Genomic DNA, 16,923 nt, shown 5'->3' on the forward strand with positions numbered 1-16,923 from the left:
GGGCCCCGGGCCCGGCAGATTGCGTCCCCCCTCACGCAGCCGGATCACCCGGGGCCCGCCCCTGTCCAGGACAGGTCAGTGCCTCATCTGGCGGAGTAGTCCAGGACCACACGCCCCTCGATCTTGGCGTGGTGCATCTCGTCGAAGATCGCGTTGATGTCCTCGATGGGCCGCCGGGAGTAGGTCGGGTGGATCTTCCCGGCGGCGTAGAACTCCAGCGCCTCCACCATGTCCTGACGGGTGCCGACGATCGAACCACGGATCGTCAGGCCCTTGAGGACGATGTCGAAGATCGGGGCCGGGAACTCGCCCGGGGGGAGGCCGTTGAAGACGATGGTCCCCCCGCGCCGGGTCATGGCGATCGCCTGGCCGAACGCCTTCGGGTGGACGGCGGTGACCAGCACGCCATGGGCACCGCCGATCTTCTCCTGGATCTCCACCGAGGGCTCGGCGATGTTGGCGTTGACCACGATCTCAGCACCGTGCTTCTGCGCCAGGGCCAGCTTGTCATCGGCCACGTCCACCGCGACCACCCGCATGCCCATGGCCACGGCGTACTGGACGGCGATGTGCCCCAGTCCGCCGATCCCCGAGATGACGACCCACTGGCCCGGCTGCACCTCGGTGCGCTTCAGGCCCTTGTAGACGGTCACGCCGGCACAGAGCACCGGACCCACCTCGTAGGGGTCTGAGCCCTCGGGCAGGATGGGGGCATACTTGGCGTCCACCAGCATGTACTCGCCGAAGGAGCCGTCCACGGCGTAGCCGCCGTTCTGCTGTGACTCGCACAGGGTCTCCCAGCCGGTGCGGCAGTACTCGCAGTTCCCGCAGGCACTCCACAGCCAGGCGTTGCCGACCATCTGGCCGACCTCCACCTCGGTGACGCCCTCGCCGACCTTCTCGACGAGGCCCACACCCTCATGGCCGGGGACGAACGGTGGGGAGGGCTTGATGGGCCAGTCGCCCGTGGCGGCGTGCAGGTCCGTGTGGCAGACCCCCGAGGAGATCAGCTTGACCAGGGCCTGACCGGGGCCCGGCTCGGGGATGGGGACCTGCTTGACGGCCAGGTCCTGGTTGAACTCCTCGACAACTGCAGCCTTCATGGTGCTCATGGTTTCTCCTTGCTCGTGTTCTCTCAGGTGCTGCGCCATGGCCTGCACCTGAGTTTCGTCTCTGCGACTGGATCCGTGACTGAATCTGGGACTGGAACCGGGACGGGATCCGGGTACGGCCCGGTGGGCCCCGCTTTAGAAGAAGCCGAGCTTGTTCTCCGAGTAGGAGACGAGCAGGTTCTTGGTCTGTTGGTAGTGATCGAGCATCATCTTGTGGTTCTCACGTCCGATGCCCGAGGACTTGTAGCCGCCGAAGGCCGCGTGGGCCGGGTAGGCGTGGTAGTTGTTCACCCAGACGCGCCCGGCCTGGATGGCCCGACCGGCCCGGTAGGCGGTGTTGCCGTTGCGGGACCAGACGCCGGCCCCGAGGCCGTAGAGGGTGTCATTGGCGATGGTCATGGCGTCATCGAAGTCCTTGAACGTGGCCACCGAGACCACCGGCCCGAAGATCTCCTCCTGGAACACCCGCATTGAGTTGTTGCCCCGGAAGATCGTGGGCTGGACGTAGTAGCCACCGGCCAGGTCACCGTCCAGGTGTGCCTGCTCGCCTCCGAGCAGCACCTCGGCGCCCTCCTGGCGGCCGATGTCCAGGTAGGACTTGATCTTCTCCAATTGGTCATTGGACGCCTGGGCGCCCATCTGGGTGTCCGTGTCCAGGGGGTTGCCCTGGACGATGGCGCGGGCGCGCTCCACCACCGCGTCGAGGAAGGAGTCGGCGATGGACTCCTGGACCAGGGAGCGCGAGGGGCAGGTGCACACCTCGCCCTGGTTCAGGGCGAACAGGGTGAAGCCCTCCTGGGCCTTGTCCCAGTAGGAGTCGTCTGATGCCATGACGTCCTCGAAGAAGATGTTCGGGGACTTGCCGCCCAACTCCAGCGTGACCGGGATGAGGTTCTCCGAGGCGTACTGCATGATGAGCCGGCCGGTGGTGGTCTCACCGGTGAACGCGATCTTCCGGATCCGCTTGTTGGAGGCCAGTGGCTTGCCCGCCTCCAAACCGAAGCCGTTGACGATGTTCAGCACGCCGCCCGGCAGCAGGTCACCGATCAGCTCGGCCAGGACCAGGATGGAGGCCGGGGTCTGCTCCGCCGGCTTGAGCACCACGGCATTGCCCGCGGCCAGGGCCGGCGCGAGCTTCCAGACGGCCATCAGGATCGGGAAGTTCCACGGGATGATCTGCCCCACCACGCCGAGTGGCTCGTGGTAGTGGTAGGCCACCGTGTCCTCATCGATCTGGGACAGCGAGCCCTCCTGGGCCCGGATGGTGCCGGCGAAGTACCGGAAGTGGTCGATCGCCAGGGGGATGTCCGCATTGAGCGTCTCGCGGACGGCCTTTCCGTTGTCCCAGGTCTCGGCCACCGCGAGCATCTCGAGGTTGGCCTCCATGCGGTCGGCGATCTTGTTGAGGATCACGGCGCGTTCTGCCGGAGAGGTCCTGCCCCAGGCCGGCGCGGCGGCGTGGGCGGCGTCCAGGGCGGCCTCGATGTCCTCCGGGGTCCCCCGCCCGACCTCCGTGAAGGTCTGACCGGTGATCGGGGTCGGGTTCTCGAAGTACTGGCCCTTCACCGGCGCAACCCACTCGCCGCCGATGAAGTGTTCGTAGCGGGGCTTGAAGGTGACCTTCGAGCCGTCGGTACCCGGGTTCGCGTAGATGGTCATGTCAGCTCCTGTGTCGCGGGGATGGTTGCACTACTGACTGTGAGGCTAGTCACAGTCAGGTTGCATCCACGTTGCATCCCGCCGGCAGGGCCTGCCCGGGCTGGGCGCCGCTAGGTTTCCTCGGCCTGCAGCCGCTCCACAGCGCTGACGGCCAGGGAGCGGCGCGGGGAGTCACCCGGCAACAGCTGCAGCGCCGTCATCCACACCTCCAGGTCGCCAGCCGCCTCCGGACGCCCGGCGAAGGACCAGAGGTCTTCGATCCCTGCGTTCTCCAGCACGGACTCCCGCAGGTCCGCCTCCAGCTGCCGGCGGATCTCGGTGATGCCCGGAGCCACCGAGCGCGGCAGCACCGGCCCTGCGGCCTGGGACAGGGCGGCGCCGACCTCTCCGCGGCGCAACGCGACCCGGGCCAGTACTGCGTCTGTGACCAGGGGGCCGTCCAACCGGTAGGGACGCGAACGGATGGACACCGAGGGCAGGGTGGTGGCCAGGAAGCGGCGCAGCCGGTGCATCTCCGCCCGCAAGGTGGTCCCGGCCTGATGCCCGTAGAGGAGGTCCTCGAGTTCCGCACCGTCCAGCCCCGAGCCGTGCCAGTCCAGCAGGGTCAGGATCTCGGCGTGCTTGCCGGAGACCTCGGACAGGGCACCTCCGGGGCCGGAGAGCCGAGGGGGCAACCCCCCGGTGACGCGCATGAGGGTCTCGCGGCCGGCGTCGGGCTCCAGCGGGGGCAGCGCCACCGGGGCCGGCAGCGCGTGGTCCCGCCAGGCCGAGTGCACCGCCTCGGCCGCTGCACTCAGCAATGGCAGGGCCAGGGGCGAGATGGCCTCATCCCCGCCGGTCAGGTCGATGACACCGACGATCCTGCCATCGGCCGGATCCCGCAACGGCACCGCCGAGCAGCTCCAGGGGTGCACCACGGGATGGAAGTGCTCGGCCCGACTCACCTGAACCGGCCGGCCGGAGTACAGCGCCACCCCCGGCGCTGAGGTCCCCATCGAGGCCTCGGACCAGTCCGCCCCGGGGAGGAAGCCCATGTCCTCTGCACGGCGGCGGGCCACCGGATCCCCCTCGACCCACAGCAACTGCCCCTCGGCGTTGCCCAGGGCCACGATCAGCCCTGCGTCCTGGGCCGGGTCCACCAGGAGCCGGCGGATGATCGGCAACACCGGGGACAACGGATGCTCCTGCCGCACGTCCCGCAGGGCGTCGTCGCTGACCATCCGGGGCTCCCTGCGACCGGCCGGGCCGCCGAGGACCACCAGAGAGCGGCGCCACGATTCGGCAACCTCCCCCCGGAGCTGGCCCAGCCCGCCACCCGCGGACGACGTCAGGGTGGCCAGCTCACCGTGTGCGCGCTCCACGGCCTGCTGGTAGGCAGGGCCGGACAGTGGCAGGGTCACCCGACGTCCATCAGCCTGGAGCGGATCAGGAAGCGCTTGCCCTCCGGGGCCTCGACCGAGAATCCCGAGCCGCGGCCGTCCACCACGTCCAGGGTCAGGTGCGTGTGCTTCCAGTACTCGAACTGTTCCCGGCTCATCCAGAACGGCAGGCCGTTCCCACTGGGCAGCTCGAAGGTGCCCAGCAGGATGTCCGAACCGCCCGTCTTGAAGTCCCCGTCCGGGAAGCACATGGGCGAGGAGCCGTCACAGCAGCCCCCCGACTGGTGGAACATCAACGGTCCGTGGACCTGCTCGAGCGTGGTGATGAGGTCCAGGGCGGCCTGTGACATCCCCACGCGGGAGACAGACTCACCCTCGACCTCCGGCCGGGCTTCCAGCACTGAGCCCGGTTCCGAGGTGTGTTCCGGCGCCTCGCCAGTGGCGTGTGCATCAACAGTAGGGGACATCATGAGGGGACCTCCTGAGAGTAGGGGTCCCCCCACGGTAGCGGCCGGGAGTGGCGTTCGTCACCACCGGAGTGCCGTGCCGTCATGGTTCGACGGACACCAGTGGGCGCTGGACGCCCGGATCCGTCCGGCGAGCGACGGCTTCTCGAACCCTGCCGGGCTCAGTACGCCTTGACGCGCTGGTCCACGATCAGGTGGATCAGCGCGAAGGTGCCGTCCTCGTCCACGGCCCGGGTGGCCGCCTCCACGGCGGCCGGGACGTCCGCGTCCTGCTCCACGCGCACACCGAAGCCGCCGAACGCCTCCGCCATCTTCGCGAAGTCCGGGTTCTTCAACTGGGTGCCGGAGACCCGGTTCGGGTAGTCGCGCTCCTGGTGGGTGCGGATGGTCCCGTATTCCTGGTTGTCCATGACGATCACGAGCGGGGTGGCGCCGTACTGGGCGGCAGTGGCCAGCTCCTGGCCGTTCATGAGGAACTCGCCGTCCCCGGCGATGGTCACCACGCGGCGGCCGGGATGGTTCAGGGACGCGGCCACGGCGGAGGGGACCGAGTAGCCCATCGAGCCGTTTCGCGCAGAGACCATGGAGGCGTAGGAGTTCGTGGGGAAGTAGCGGTGCGCCCAGTTGGTGTGCTCGCCGGCGCCCAGGGTGATCATGGCGTCCTGCGGCAGAGCCTGCACCAGGTTCGCCATCAGGGTGTCCATGCGGGCCTGGCCCTCGGACGGCTCGGCGGACGGCAGGGCGGCGAAGCTCTCCTGCTCACCGCGCATGCGGGACGTCCACTCCTTCCAGCTCTCCTTGACGGCCAGGTCCATGCGGACCAGGTCGCGGATGAAGACGTCCGGCTTGGCCACGATCTGATGGGAGACGGGACCTGAACGGCCACGCAGCGAGGGGTCGATGGTGACCAGGAAGTTCTTCTTGTCCCAGTTCTGCCGGATGGTGAAGCCGTCCGTCACCACGTCCCCGGGGACGGTGCCCACGAAGACGATGAGGTCGGTCTCCTCCAGCAGGTCATAGGTGGGCTTCGGGCGGCCGTAGCCGATCGGGCCCACGTAGGAGGGCGAGGTGAACGGCACGGTGCCCTCGGTGCGCCACTCGGCGGCGGCCGGGATGTGGTGCTCCTCGAGCCAGGTGGTCAGGGCCTCGGCACCCTCATGGGTCCAGTCATTGCCGCCCGTGATGAACAGGGGCTTGTCCGATCCCTGCAGGGCCTCATTGAGGGCCTTCCAGTCCTCCACGGTCATACCACCGGTGGCCACCGGGATGTTCGGGTGCAGCTCGGAGCTGACCTGTTCCTTGATGATGTCCTCGTGCAGGCCCACCACCACCGGGCCGGGCCGGCCGGACGTGGAGGCGAACATGGCCTCAGCCACGATCTCGGAGGCTCGGCTGGCGTGGTCCAGGGTCATCACGCGCTTGGCACCGGACTCGAACCACATCTGCGGGTCGAACTCCTGGAAGGCCTCCTTGCCGCGGTGCTCGAAGGGGATGAGCCCCACGAACAGCACCATGGCGGTGGAGTCCTGCCACGCGGTGTGCAGTCCCACGTGGGCATTGGCGGCACCGGGACCACGGGTCACCATGGCCACGCCGGGAACGGAGTTCATCTTGCCGTCGGCCTCCGCCATGTAGGCGGCGCCGCCCTCATGGCGGCAGATGATGTTCTCGATGGCGGAGTGGTGCAGGCCGTCCAGCACATCGAGGTAGCTCTCGCCCGGCACGGAGTAGATCCGCTTGACCCCATGGGCTTCGAGGGTGTCGACGATGACGTGCCCGGCCGACTTCGTGGTGGCCGTGTTCTGTTCAGTGCTCATTCAGGGCTCCTTGGACTGTGTGCGGTTCCGGCCCTGCCGGTTCCACGGCCCGGGATGGTCCTCGGGCGGCGCGCTGGGCGAACTTCGTACAAGCTACCCCAGCCCGATCACCCCTCCCTGCGCTGTGGCAGCATGTGTCGTCCCGTCCACGCCGGACCCGCCCGGGCCCGCGTAGCGATCTCCTGACCACCACGTGGATTGCCCCACCGGACCTGACGTGAACCTCCAACGCGAAGTACAGTGCTGTCACCGCCTGCGGCGTCCACCCCCGGATGCCGGTCAGGAGCAAAGGAGGCCCCGCCGCATGTTCTCAGCCACCACCACCTCACGTCTGGCCCTCGCCGCGACGCTCGCCAACACGGCGCCCGGCTTCCGCGGCGGCCGTCAGCGGCCCGATCGGTTGGACGGGGCCGCAGGACTCCCCTCCGCGCTCCCCTCGGTCCTTCCGGGCTGGGGCTTCGAGGAGGATCCCTCCAACGCCACCCTGCGCACCGTCCGGAAGCTGCGGGCCAACGTGGCTGGCATCTGGCAGGACGCCGCCGCCGAGGACGCGGATGCCGCGCTCGAGGGTCTCAACGCGCTGCTCGGCGCTGCCGGCCCCGTCCGCGCCGTGCTGCCCGAGGGGTCCACCGTCCGGTCCCCGGCCATCCTGGCCGCCGGCCATGAGGAGGATGCCCCGGAGAAGGCCCTGTCCACGGCCCTCGCCCTGGCCCTGGCCGAGGTGGCACTGGCCGGGGAGCTGACCCGGCTGCGGACCTGTACCGGAGAGGACTGTTCCAACGCCTTCGTGGACCTGACCCGCAACCGCTCCAAGCAGTTCTGTGACGAGGCCAATTGCGCCAACCGCGCCCATGTGAAGGCCTACCGCGCCCGGCGCGCGGCGGAGGCCGTCACTGCGGATCAGGCTGAGAAGGCGTCCACGTCAGAGAAGTCAGAGAAGTCAGAAAAAGCAGAGAAGCCTGACAAGGCCACCAAGAAGAACGGCAAGGCCAAGAAGAGCGCCAAGAAGAACGCTAAGAAGTAGGGCTGCCCGGCTCGTCCCGGTCGGCCTGATCGCGCTGGCGCTGCGCCTCGGCCTTGCGCCTGGCCACTGCCTGGCGGTGCAGTTCCTCGGAGGAGCGGTGCACGCCGGAGCCCTGGGACAGGTGCTCGGGGTTGTCCTTGGCGGCCAGCTGCAGCATCGCCACCACCACCAGGGCCACCATGAAGAAGACACCGAAGGCGATCAGTCCGAGGTCGAATCGGATCGGATTGTCCGTGCCTCCGGAGGACGCCATGGTGGCCACCACTCCGCCGATCACACCCAGGATGAAGGAGAACCACAGCGGTCCCTTGATCGACTGCAGGAACCCGGACTTGCCCTCGCGGCGGTCCGTCGAGGCACCACCGGGGCGCTGATCCTCTGGCTGGGGGCCGGTCTGGGGCGTGCTCACGTACTGATCTCCTGGTCTGCTTCGGGCCGGTGCGCGGGCCGGCGGGCCGTCAGCGCACCCCTTCATTCTACGGCGTGTAGAGAACGAGTCGGACCCGCGTCTGGCGCTACAGTCGCGGAGCGCGGGGTCCCTCTGCGGCCTGGGCCGCCGGGCCGGCGTCGTGCCGGAATCCGAAGCCGGAGATGGCCAGCACCACGGCGATGATGATGGCCCCGCCGCCCACGATCCCGAGGAGCCCGTGGGGATCCAGGTGCAGGAACAGCAGGAGCCCGACGCCGGACAGGGCGCCGACCAGCCCCGTGTACAGCTGGTCCCGGGCCGGGACGAAGGCCCGGCGATGCCCCGCCCAGGCGACCAGCTCGGCGGCACCGGAGCCGATCAGGGCCACTGCGGCGATGATCCCGGCCACGAAGACGGACCCGGCGAACAGCAGGGCGATAGCCCCGAGCATGAGGACGGCCGCGGCGATCGAGAGCGGGCCGCGCATCCTCTCCGGCACAGGATCGCGGCGCAGGTACTCCCACAGCCCGGATCCGGTGAACACGAAGTATGCCGCCAGCCCGTACTTCAGCACGCCCAGTCCCGGCTCCTGCAGGAACACGGTGGTCAGGCCGAAGATGACGGCAATGAGCGCGCGGACCAGGATCGGCTTCCAGATGGTCGCGGCAGTTTCTACGGGGGCTTTGGCGGCAGACACCCGGCCATTCTAGGCCTCGGCCGGGTCCCTCAGCCCTCTCCGGTCCGCATCCACGCCTCGGAACGGGCACGCAGCCCCAGCGTCACCGCCCGGGCGCACAGGAAGACCCCCGCGAAACCGGCCCACAACAGCGCCAGCTGCATTCCGGCGTCGGGCCCCTGTCCGGTTCCGGCACCCGTGGCGAGCCAGACCAGGCCGGCCAGGGCCGGCAGGTACACCGCCAGGTTCACCACGCCGGCCAGGGCCAGGTAGCGGGCGTCGCCGGCTCCGATGAGCACGCCGTCCAGGACGAACACATAACCCCCGATGGGCTGGGAGGCGGCCAACACGAGCAGCCCGGCGGTGGCGGCGGCCTGGACGGCAGGCTCCGGGGTGAAGAGCGGTGGCAGCACCCAGGCGAGCGCCGCGAGGAGCACGCCGGTGAGGAGGCCGAACCAGAGGGACCAGCGGATCATGGTGCCCGTCAGGGCGCGGGCCTCCTGCCGACGGCCGGCGCCGAGCTCGCGGCCGATCAGTGCCTGGGCGGCGATGGCCAGTGCATCGAGCGCGAAGGCCAGGGTGGAGTAGACGGTGAACACCAGTTGGTGGGCGGCAAGGGTGGCCACACCCAGGCCGGTGGCCGCCATGACCGTGACGAGGATGGCGGCCCTCAGGCTGGCCGTGCGCAACAGTAGCCAGGAGCCCACCTGGGCGGTGGCCCGCATGCCGTGACCGGAGGGGGCCAGGTTCGTGCCGGCCGTGCGGAACCGGGGGTACAGCACGGCCAGATAGACCGCGAACATGCCCCACTGCACCATCGAGGTGCCCGCGGCGGAACCGGCCACACCCAGGCCCGCGCCATAGACCAGCACGAAGTTCAGCCCGATGTTCACGCCGAAGCCGATCCCCGCCACGAGCAGCGGGGTCCGGGTGTCCAGCAGCCCGCGCAGGATGCCCGTGGAGGCGAGGACGCCGAGCATCGCGGGGATCCCGGGCATGGACCACTGCAGGTAGGCCACCGCGTGCTGCAGCACCGCCCCCTCCGCGCCGATCAACCCCGCGAGCGCTGGGGCCCCGAACCAGCCGGCCACCGCCAGGGCCGCGCCGAGCAGCAGGGCCAGCCACACGCCGTCGCGACCCCGGTCCATGGCGGCACCCAGGTTGCCGGCGCCCAGGAACCGGGACACGGCCGGGGTGGTGGAGTAGGCCAGGAAGATCATCAGGCCCGTCACGGTGTGCAGGATGGTGGTCCCCACCCCGACACCGGCCAGCTCGGCCACGCCGAGATGACCCACGATGGCGGTGTCCGCCAGCAGGAACAGCGGCTCGGCGAGCAGCGCACCGAAGGCGGGGACCGCAAGCGCCAGGATCTGCCGGGAGACCGGGCGCGTGTCCCGTGCGGCGGGAGTGCTCACGTCCGTCCCGTCACATCCCCTCGGGCAGCAGCGGCAGCACCGAGTAGGCGACGACGATCGAGACGAGGTTGTTGAACACGTGCAGGATGGTGGCGTAGGCCAGTGACTTGCCCGTCAGCACGTAGGCCACGGTGATGGCGGCGGCGAGCGTGAGGTAGGGGATGATCTGCACCGGATCGAAGTTGAAGCCCGTGCTGATGAAGTGGATCGAGGCGAACAGCACCATGGAGATCACCACGCAGACCCAGACGTTGACCCGGCGGGAGAGCTTGCCGATCAGCAGGTGGCGGAAGATGTACTCCTCCACGAACGGGGCCATGAACACGGTCACGAGCACCATGGGCAGGAACGCCACCTCCGTGGTCATGCCCTCGATGGCCAGCTGGTTTTCACTCTTGATGTCCCCGCCGGCGGACATCACCACGAGCGCGTTGACCATGATGCAGGCGAACCAGATGGCCGGGATGAGGCCGATCTTGAGCCACCGGTGGCTCGTGAACGTGCGGAAGGAGGCGAGGAACGGCCGCCAACAGGCGATCAGCGCCAGCACGGTCAGGATCGAGTAGGAGATCAGGTTGATCGTGAAGGTGAACGAGCCCTCGTTCAGGGACCCGTCCGGCTGGGTGAAGTGCTCCTGGAAGCCGGGGATCAGGGTCACCAGGACGGCCCCGCCGAGGATGAAGATCAGAATGTAGGCCAGCACGGTGACCAGGTCCATCCAGGTGGGCTTGCCGGGGTCCAGGACGATCTTCTCCTGTGGCAGGCGGCCGGGCCAGCCCGGCGGGATGGCCTGGCGGGTACCGGGCCGGTGGTACGGCTGGCGGGGCGCCTGCCTCGGTTCCTGGGTCATGCGCCCATGCTATCGGCGCGGGCGGCGGTGCTGACCCGTCAGGAACTGCCGCGGGTGAAGATGGCGGCGCGGACGTCGTCATCCTCCTCCAGGCCGGCGCCGAGGGCCGAGCCGATCGTCGCCAGCCCGCCGACGAACCAGGCCAGCTTGAGGTACTCGGTGAACTCGGCCGGCTCCCCGGTGACGGTGCCGAACACCTCCGGGTCCACAAGCAGCAGGGACCCGGCGAGGGCGGCGGCGGTCAGGGCCACGTACAGTGCGGCCACCCCGATCACCACGGAGACCAGGGCGGCCAGGTTGAACACCATGACCTGCTCGCGTTCGCCCCGCCGCCGGGGCTTCTCCCAGAGGTCTGCACCCACCACGAGCGCCACCGTCACGGAGGCGACGGCCACCGCCCCGACGAGGGCCATCTGCAGGCCGTTGTACTCGGCCGAGAGCAGCCACAGGTCCGTGGTGATCAGGGTCAGCGCCCCGGTCGCCAGGGCAGCGGACAGGGAGCGGGAGAGGGAGGCCGCCAGCGTCCACGGACGGTTGGCACGGACGGTGCCCAGCAGGAGCCGCAGGTTGGAGGTGGCCACGCGCCAGCCGTACGCCACCTCGTTCTCCCCGACGCGCTCCTCCACGTCCGTCGCCAGCTGGCGGGCGGTGTGGACGGCCCCGCGCAGGTGGGCCGCGGCGGGCCGGGAGTCGTCCGGGTCCAGGCCGAGGATCCGGGCGACGGCGGCCTGGACCGAGTCCAGCGGATCCGTGTCCGCGATCCCCAAGGAGACCACGGCGGCCGCGTGGGCCGGTGAGACCTGTCTGCCCAGCGTGTGCTTGCCCTGGCGCAGCGGTTCATCGCAGAGCGCCACGGCCAGGTCCCAGTCCTGGTCCAGCATCCGGTCCCGGGTGAACTCGAGCAGGTCCAGCGACTCGTCCTCTTCGGCCACGCCCAGCTCCTCCCGGACCACGTCCACCTCCCAGGCCAGCCCCGGGTAGGCGGCGTCCAGCCCCGCACTGAGCCGGGCCGCGATGTCCGCGGGGGACGCCGCCTCCGGAACGTCAGTGGCCAGCAGGACGCCCAGGCGGACGGCGACCGCGGGGCCCCTCACGAGCCCGCAGACCCCGGGCGGTGCTGGCCCGGCTCCACCACGGGCACGGCGCCGGTCACCACGGGCACTGCCCCCGCGGACTCGCCGGCCGCGGCCCCGCCCTGCACGGGAATGGCACCGGTGCCCGCGGAGACGGCGGCCTCCTCGGCATCCAGGTCCACGCCCTGGGTGAACTGGGACATGTACAGCCGGTAGTAGGCACCCTCGGCGGCCAGCAGCTGATCGTGCGAGCCCTGCTCCACGATGTCCCCGTGCTCCATCACCAGGATCACGTTGGCGTCCCGGATGGTGGAGAGCCGGTGAGCGATCACGAACGAGGTCCGGTCCGAGCGCAGGGCCGCCATGGCCTCCTGGACCAGCACCTCGGTGCGGGTGTCCACGGAGGAGGTGGCCTCGTCCAGGATCAGCAGGGCCGGGTCCGCGAGGAAGGCCCGGGCGATGGTGATGAGCTGGCGCTCACCGGCGGAGATGTTGGCGCCCTCGGCCTCGATCACCGTGTCATAGCCCTCCGGCAGGGTGTGCACGAAGCGGTCCACGAAGGTCGCCGTGGCCGCGGCCACGACCTCCTCGTCCGTGGCGTCCAGCCGGCCGTAGCGGATGTTCTCCCGGATGGTCCCGCCGAACAGCACGGCGTCCTGCAGCACCATGCCGATCTGACCGCGCAGCACCCCGCGGTCCAAGGTGGCGATGTCCACCCCGTCCAGCCGGATCTGGCCGCCGTCGATCTCGTAGAACCGCATGATGAGGTTCACCAGGGTGGTCTTGCCCGCACCGGTGGGCCCCACGATCGCAATGGTCTCCCCCGGCCGGGCGTCCAGGGACAGGTCCGAGATGAGGGGCTTCTCCGGGGTGTAGGAGAACCGCACGTGATCGAACTCCACGTGTCCGTGCACGGGCTGGGCCAGCTGGCCGGGCCGCTTTCCCGCCAGGGCCCCGGCCGGGACCGTGCCGTCCTCCGCCTGCACCGAGAGGTCCTCCTCCTGCTCGTCCGCGTCCAGCAGCTCGAAGATCCGCTCGGCCGAGGCCACGCCGGAGATGAGCATGTTGGCCATGCCCGCCATCTCCCCCAGCGGGGCGTTGAACTCGCGGGAGTACTGGATGAAGGCGGTGACCTGGCCCAGGGACATCTGGCCCGTGGCCACGCGCAGTCCGCCCACCACGGCGATCCCCACGTAGCCCAGGTAGGTCACCCACTGCATGATCGGCATGATCATGCCGGAGTAGAACTGGGCCCGGAAGGAGGCCTCGTACAGGTCCTCGTTGCGCTCGTCGAACCGCTCCCGCATGGCCTCCTGGCGGCCGAACACGGTCACCAGCTCGTGGCCCGTGAAGGACTCCTCGATGTGACCGTTCAGCCGCCCGGTGTTCTTCCACTGGGCGGTGAACAGCTTCTGGGACTTCGAGCCGATGAGCCCCACCACCACGCCGGCGATCGGCAGGGCGATCAGGGCGATCAGGGCCAGCTGCCAGGACAGGGCGAACATCATGATGGTGATGCCGACGATGGTCATCACCGCGTAGAACAGGGAGGCGAAGGCCTGCTGCATGGCGGTCTGCACGTTGTCCACGTCATTGGTGGTGCGGGAGAGCAGGTCGCCGCGCTGACGGGTGTCGAAGTAGCTCAGCGGCAGGCGGTTGACCTTGTCCTCGATCTGCTGGCGCAGCCGGTAGACCACGCGCATGACGATCTCGTTGAGCACGAAGCCCTGGAGCCAGTCGAACAGCGAGGCCACCACGTACATGCCCAGCACCACGGCCAGCAGCCGGGACAGGACGGTGAAGTCGATGCCGTCACCCAGCCAGCCGTCGAAGATGACGTCCATGGCCTGACCGAGGATGGCGGGCGCCCACACCGTGAGGACGGTGGAGATGGCGCCGAACACGAACACCATGACGATCCCGAACTTGTGGTCCCTCAGCGTGCCGAAGAGCCGCCCGAGGGAGGGCCAGAAGGATTTCGCCTTGCGGGGGGCGGAGCTGTTGCCCCACTCGTCCGCACCGACGCTGTCCTGCAGCTCGGCGATCTCCTGCTCGGAGACGACGCCGGCCCCGGCACCGTCTCCCTTCGACCCACCGGGCGCGGTGGCCCGGTAGGCGGGACGCTGGACCGCGGGGAAGAGGTCCTCCGGGCGGCGGACCGGTGCAGTCTGACTGTGCTCGCGCTTGCTCATGCCACTTCCTCCGCGCTGATCTGCGAGTCCACGATCTCCCGGTAGGTCTCCGAGGTCTCGAGGAGTTCATGGTGCGTGCCGCGGCCCACGATCCGCCCCTCCTCCAGGACGATGATCTGGTCCGCCTCCGTGATGGATGAGACGCGCTGGGCCACCATGATGGTGGTGGCCCCGTCCGTGTAGCCCGTCAGGGCGGAGCGCAGCCGGGCATCGGTGGTGACGTCCAAGGCGGAGAAGGAGTCATCGAACAGGTACACGCGCGGCTTGGCCACGAGCGCCCGGGCGATGCACAGCCGCTGGCGCTGGCCGCCGGAGACGTTGGTGCCGCCCTGCGAGATGCCCGAGTCCAGCCCCGTGGCGGCCGACTCGCCCTCCCCCGTGCTCCGGTCCCTCACGAAGTCGGTGGCCTGGGCGGTGTCCAGGGCGTTCCACAGTTCGTCCTCGGTGGCGTCCGGCTTGCCGAAGCGGAGGTTCTCCCCCACCGTCCCGGAGAACAGGTAGGGCTTCTGCGGGACCAGTCCCACGGCTGCCGTCAGCGAGGACCGGGACATCTGCTCCACCGGGACTCCGTCGATCAGCACGGCACCCCCGGTGGAGTCGTAGAGCCGCGGGATGAGGTTGATCAGCGTGGTCTTCCCGGAGCCGGTGGAACCGATGATCGCGGTGGTCCTGCCGGCCTCGGCCGAGAAGGACACCCCGTCCAGGACGGCTGCCTCCGCACCCGGGTAGGAGAAGGTCACGTTGCGGAACTCCACCGTCCCGTCCTGGCGCTGCGGCTCGGTGGGGGTGACAGGCTCCTGCACGGAGCCGGTGGTGGTCAGCACCTCGCCGATGCGCCGGGCGGTGATCACCGCGCGGGGGAACATCATGAACATGAAGGTGCCCATCATCACGGCCATGAGGATCTGCAGCAGGTACTGCATGAACGCGGTCAGCGCGCCGACCTCCACGACCCCCGCGTCCACCCGCTGGCCGCCGAACCACAGCACGGCGGCGGTGGCGAGGTGCAGCACCATGGTGATGACGGGGCCCATGAGGATGAACAGTCGGCCGATGTTGATGGAGGTCCGGGTGAGCACCTCGTTGGCGTCCGTGAAACGGCGGGCCTCATGGCGTTCCCGGACGAAGGCCCGGACCACGCGGATGCCCATGATCTGCTCACGCATCACACCGTTGATGTCATCGATGTTGGTCTGCATCTTCTCGAACAACGGCATCAGCCGGCGCACCAGCAGTCCCACGATCACCAGCAGCACGGGAACGGACACCCAGACGAGCCAGGACAGCCCCGGATCCTCCTGGATGGCCATGACGATCCCGCCGATGGACATGATCGGGACCATGACCATGAAGTTCAGGGCCATCAGAACCACCATCTGCACCTGCTGCACGTCGTTGGTGCCACGGGTGATCAGCGTCGGGGCACCGAAATGACCCATCTCCTCGGCGGAGAAGTGGTCCACCCGGGTGTAGACGGCCTGACGGATGTCCCGCCCGATCGACATGGACATCCGGGCGCCGAACCAGACGGCGGCGATCGCCGTGACGACCTGGGCCAGGGCCACTCCGAGCATGACGGCGCCCACGCGCCAGATGTACTCGGTGTCACCCGTGGCGATCCCGTTGTCGATGATGTCCGCGTTGAGGCTGGGCAGGTACAGCGTGGCCAGGGTGGCGGCCAGCTGGAGCACCAGGACGGCAACGACATGGCCCCAGTAGGGCCGGCCGTAGTGCCGGACGAGTTTCCACAGCATGGGTGTTCGCTTCCGGTTCGTTCTTTCCTCGCCATCACCGAGACAGGAGGGATTGTGGCGGGACCGCCGTTCGGGCACCCGAAGGCCAGGACTGCCGAGACGGCAGGGGGAGTCGGGGATCGCGGATCCGAAAATGGTCCACGACTATCATGCCCGATGAACCCGCAGAATGGGCCACGATCCGCTCACAGTGAACCGATACCGCAGGATCGGAGCACCCCAGGCCTCAGTCCGCCAGCCGGTCCGCGTTGGCGTGGATGGCGTCACGCAGGTACTGCGCCAGCCCGGGCCGCAGGTCCTCGTAGGTCTTCGTGAACCGGGGATCCTGCACGTACATGTCCCCGAGGCTCCGGTGGAAGTCCCCGTCGATCGGGAAGAACCAGTGGTCCATGTGCACACGCATGGCCTCGGCAGCGGCCATGGCCTGCTCCGAGTCGGCCGGCCGCCCGGCGTCCATGGCGGCCAGGATCAACCGGTTGTTCTCCTCGGTCTCCGCGCTGATCCTGGTCCAGTCCTCCTGCGTGTAGGACGCCGTCCGGCGTTGCGACTCCTTCCAGGCCTCGGTCTGGCCCCAGCGGTCCTCGGCCTCGGTCTGGTACTCCTCGAAGTGCTCCGTGTAGGAGTCCCCGAAGAGCTCACGCATCTCGTTCTCGCTCAGGTCGATGTCCTTCATGTCCTTCTCCAATGCGGTGTCCAACGCGGCCAGCAGCCGCGTGAGTTCAGTGATCTTCTCCTCCACCAGCTCGCGCTGGCGTTCCAGGGCCCGACGCCGGCCGGGCCCCTCCGAGGGCCCCTCGCCCTCCAGTGCGGTGGCGATGTCCTCCAGCCCCAGTCCCAGCCGCCGGTAGGCGACCACCTGCTGCAGGCGCTCGAGGTCGGCGGGGGCATAGAGCCGGTAGCCCGCCGAGGAGCGGGCGGCCGGGGAGACCAGACCGATCTCGTCGTAGTGGTGCAGGGTGCGCACGGTGACGCCGGTGGCCGAGGCCGTCTCGCCGACCGTCAGCAGCTCGACCTCGGGGTGGGTGCCCCGGTGCCGCTGCCGCCCGATGCGCTGCTTCTCGTTCATCATGTCCCCCACTGAACAGCCTCACGTTGC

Annotated in this window: 14 protein-coding genes; 1 reads left to right on the top strand and 13 read right to left on the bottom strand. The window is 69.2% G+C overall.

Going from position 1 to position 16,923, the window contains the following annotated elements; genetic code table 11:
- Positions 1–83: 83 nt before the first annotated feature.
- The 5 genes from adhP to IMT31_RS07585 form a co-directional block, all read right to left on the bottom strand.
- Positions 84–1,112 carry an alcohol dehydrogenase AdhP gene (gene adhP / locus IMT31_RS07565; RefSeq protein WP_345354151.1) on the bottom strand — a complete coding sequence of 343 codons (1,029 nt, stop codon included), beginning with the start codon at positions 1,110–1,112 and terminating at the stop codon, positions 84–86.
- A 135-nt stretch (positions 1,113–1,247) separates the two neighbouring features.
- Entirely contained in the window at positions 1,248–2,771 is a 1,524-nt protein-coding gene (adh, locus tag IMT31_RS07570) for an aldehyde dehydrogenase (protein WP_413544309.1), read from the bottom strand.
- A 110-nt stretch (positions 2,772–2,881) separates the two neighbouring features.
- On the bottom strand, positions 2,882–4,171 hold the full coding sequence (locus IMT31_RS07575) for a GAF domain-containing protein (protein ID WP_413544310.1): 1,290 nt from the start codon (positions 4,169–4,171) through the stop codon (positions 2,882–2,884).
- Positions 4,168–4,620 carry a DUF779 domain-containing protein gene (locus tag IMT31_RS07580; protein WP_413544311.1) on the bottom strand — a complete coding sequence of 151 codons (453 nt, stop codon included), beginning with the start codon at positions 4,618–4,620 and terminating at the stop codon, positions 4,168–4,170. Before IMT31_RS07580 ends, IMT31_RS07575 begins: the two co-directional genes overlap by 4 nt.
- Positions 4,621–4,778: 158 nt before the next feature.
- Complete coding sequence (locus IMT31_RS07585) at positions 4,779–6,434, bottom strand: thiamine pyrophosphate-dependent enzyme (RefSeq protein ID WP_345354138.1); 1,656 nt, start codon at positions 6,432–6,434, stop codon at positions 4,779–4,781.
- A 304-nt stretch (positions 6,435–6,738) separates the two neighbouring features.
- Between IMT31_RS07585 and IMT31_RS07590 the strand changes: the two genes are divergently transcribed.
- Positions 6,739–7,458 carry a CGNR zinc finger domain-containing protein gene (locus IMT31_RS07590; RefSeq protein WP_413544312.1) on the top strand — a complete coding sequence of 240 codons (720 nt, stop codon included), beginning with the start codon at positions 6,739–6,741 and terminating at the stop codon, positions 7,456–7,458.
- Here IMT31_RS07590 and IMT31_RS07595 read toward each other — a convergent pair.
- The 8 genes from IMT31_RS07595 to IMT31_RS07630 form a co-directional block, all read right to left on the bottom strand.
- Positions 7,448–7,867, bottom strand: coding sequence for a hypothetical protein (locus IMT31_RS07595; protein WP_413544313.1), 420 nt, complete (start codon positions 7,865–7,867; stop codon positions 7,448–7,450). The genes IMT31_RS07590 and IMT31_RS07595 overlap by 11 nt on opposite strands.
- Before the next feature lie 106 nt (positions 7,868–7,973).
- Positions 7,974–8,564, bottom strand: a complete 591-nt coding sequence (locus tag IMT31_RS07600) for a hypothetical protein (RefSeq protein ID WP_413544314.1) — start codon at positions 8,562–8,564, stop codon at positions 7,974–7,976.
- A gap of 29 nt (positions 8,565–8,593) precedes the next feature.
- A complete protein-coding gene (locus tag IMT31_RS07605) occupies positions 8,594–9,958 on the bottom strand; it encodes an MATE family efflux transporter (protein WP_413544315.1) in 1,365 nt (454 codons plus the stop codon).
- A gap of 10 nt (positions 9,959–9,968) precedes the next feature.
- Positions 9,969–10,808 (bottom strand): CPBP family intramembrane glutamic endopeptidase, encoded by an 840-nt coding sequence (locus tag IMT31_RS07610; protein WP_413544316.1) that lies wholly within the window; start codon positions 10,806–10,808, stop codon positions 9,969–9,971.
- A gap of 38 nt (positions 10,809–10,846) precedes the next feature.
- Positions 10,847–11,902, bottom strand: coding sequence for a hypothetical protein (locus IMT31_RS07615; RefSeq protein ID WP_413544317.1), 1,056 nt, complete (start codon positions 11,900–11,902; stop codon positions 10,847–10,849).
- Positions 11,899–14,073 (bottom strand): ABC transporter ATP-binding protein, encoded by a 2,175-nt coding sequence (locus tag IMT31_RS07620; protein ID WP_413544318.1) that lies wholly within the window; start codon positions 14,071–14,073, stop codon positions 11,899–11,901. The genes IMT31_RS07615 and IMT31_RS07620 overlap by 4 nt, the downstream gene beginning before the upstream one ends.
- Positions 14,070–15,827 carry an ABC transporter ATP-binding protein gene (locus IMT31_RS07625; RefSeq protein WP_413544319.1) on the bottom strand — a complete coding sequence of 586 codons (1,758 nt, stop codon included), beginning with the start codon at positions 15,825–15,827 and terminating at the stop codon, positions 14,070–14,072. The genes IMT31_RS07620 and IMT31_RS07625 overlap by 4 nt, the downstream gene beginning before the upstream one ends.
- Positions 15,828–16,053: 226 nt before the next feature.
- Entirely contained in the window at positions 16,054–16,896 is an 843-nt protein-coding gene (locus tag IMT31_RS07630; protein WP_413544320.1) for a MerR family transcriptional regulator, read from the bottom strand.
- Positions 16,897–16,923: the final 27 nt, after the last annotated feature.

The organism is Citricoccus nitrophenolicus (assembly GCF_047305825.1).
GTDB classification, from domain to species: Bacteria; Actinomycetota; Actinomycetes; order Actinomycetales; family Micrococcaceae; genus Citricoccus; species Citricoccus nitrophenolicus.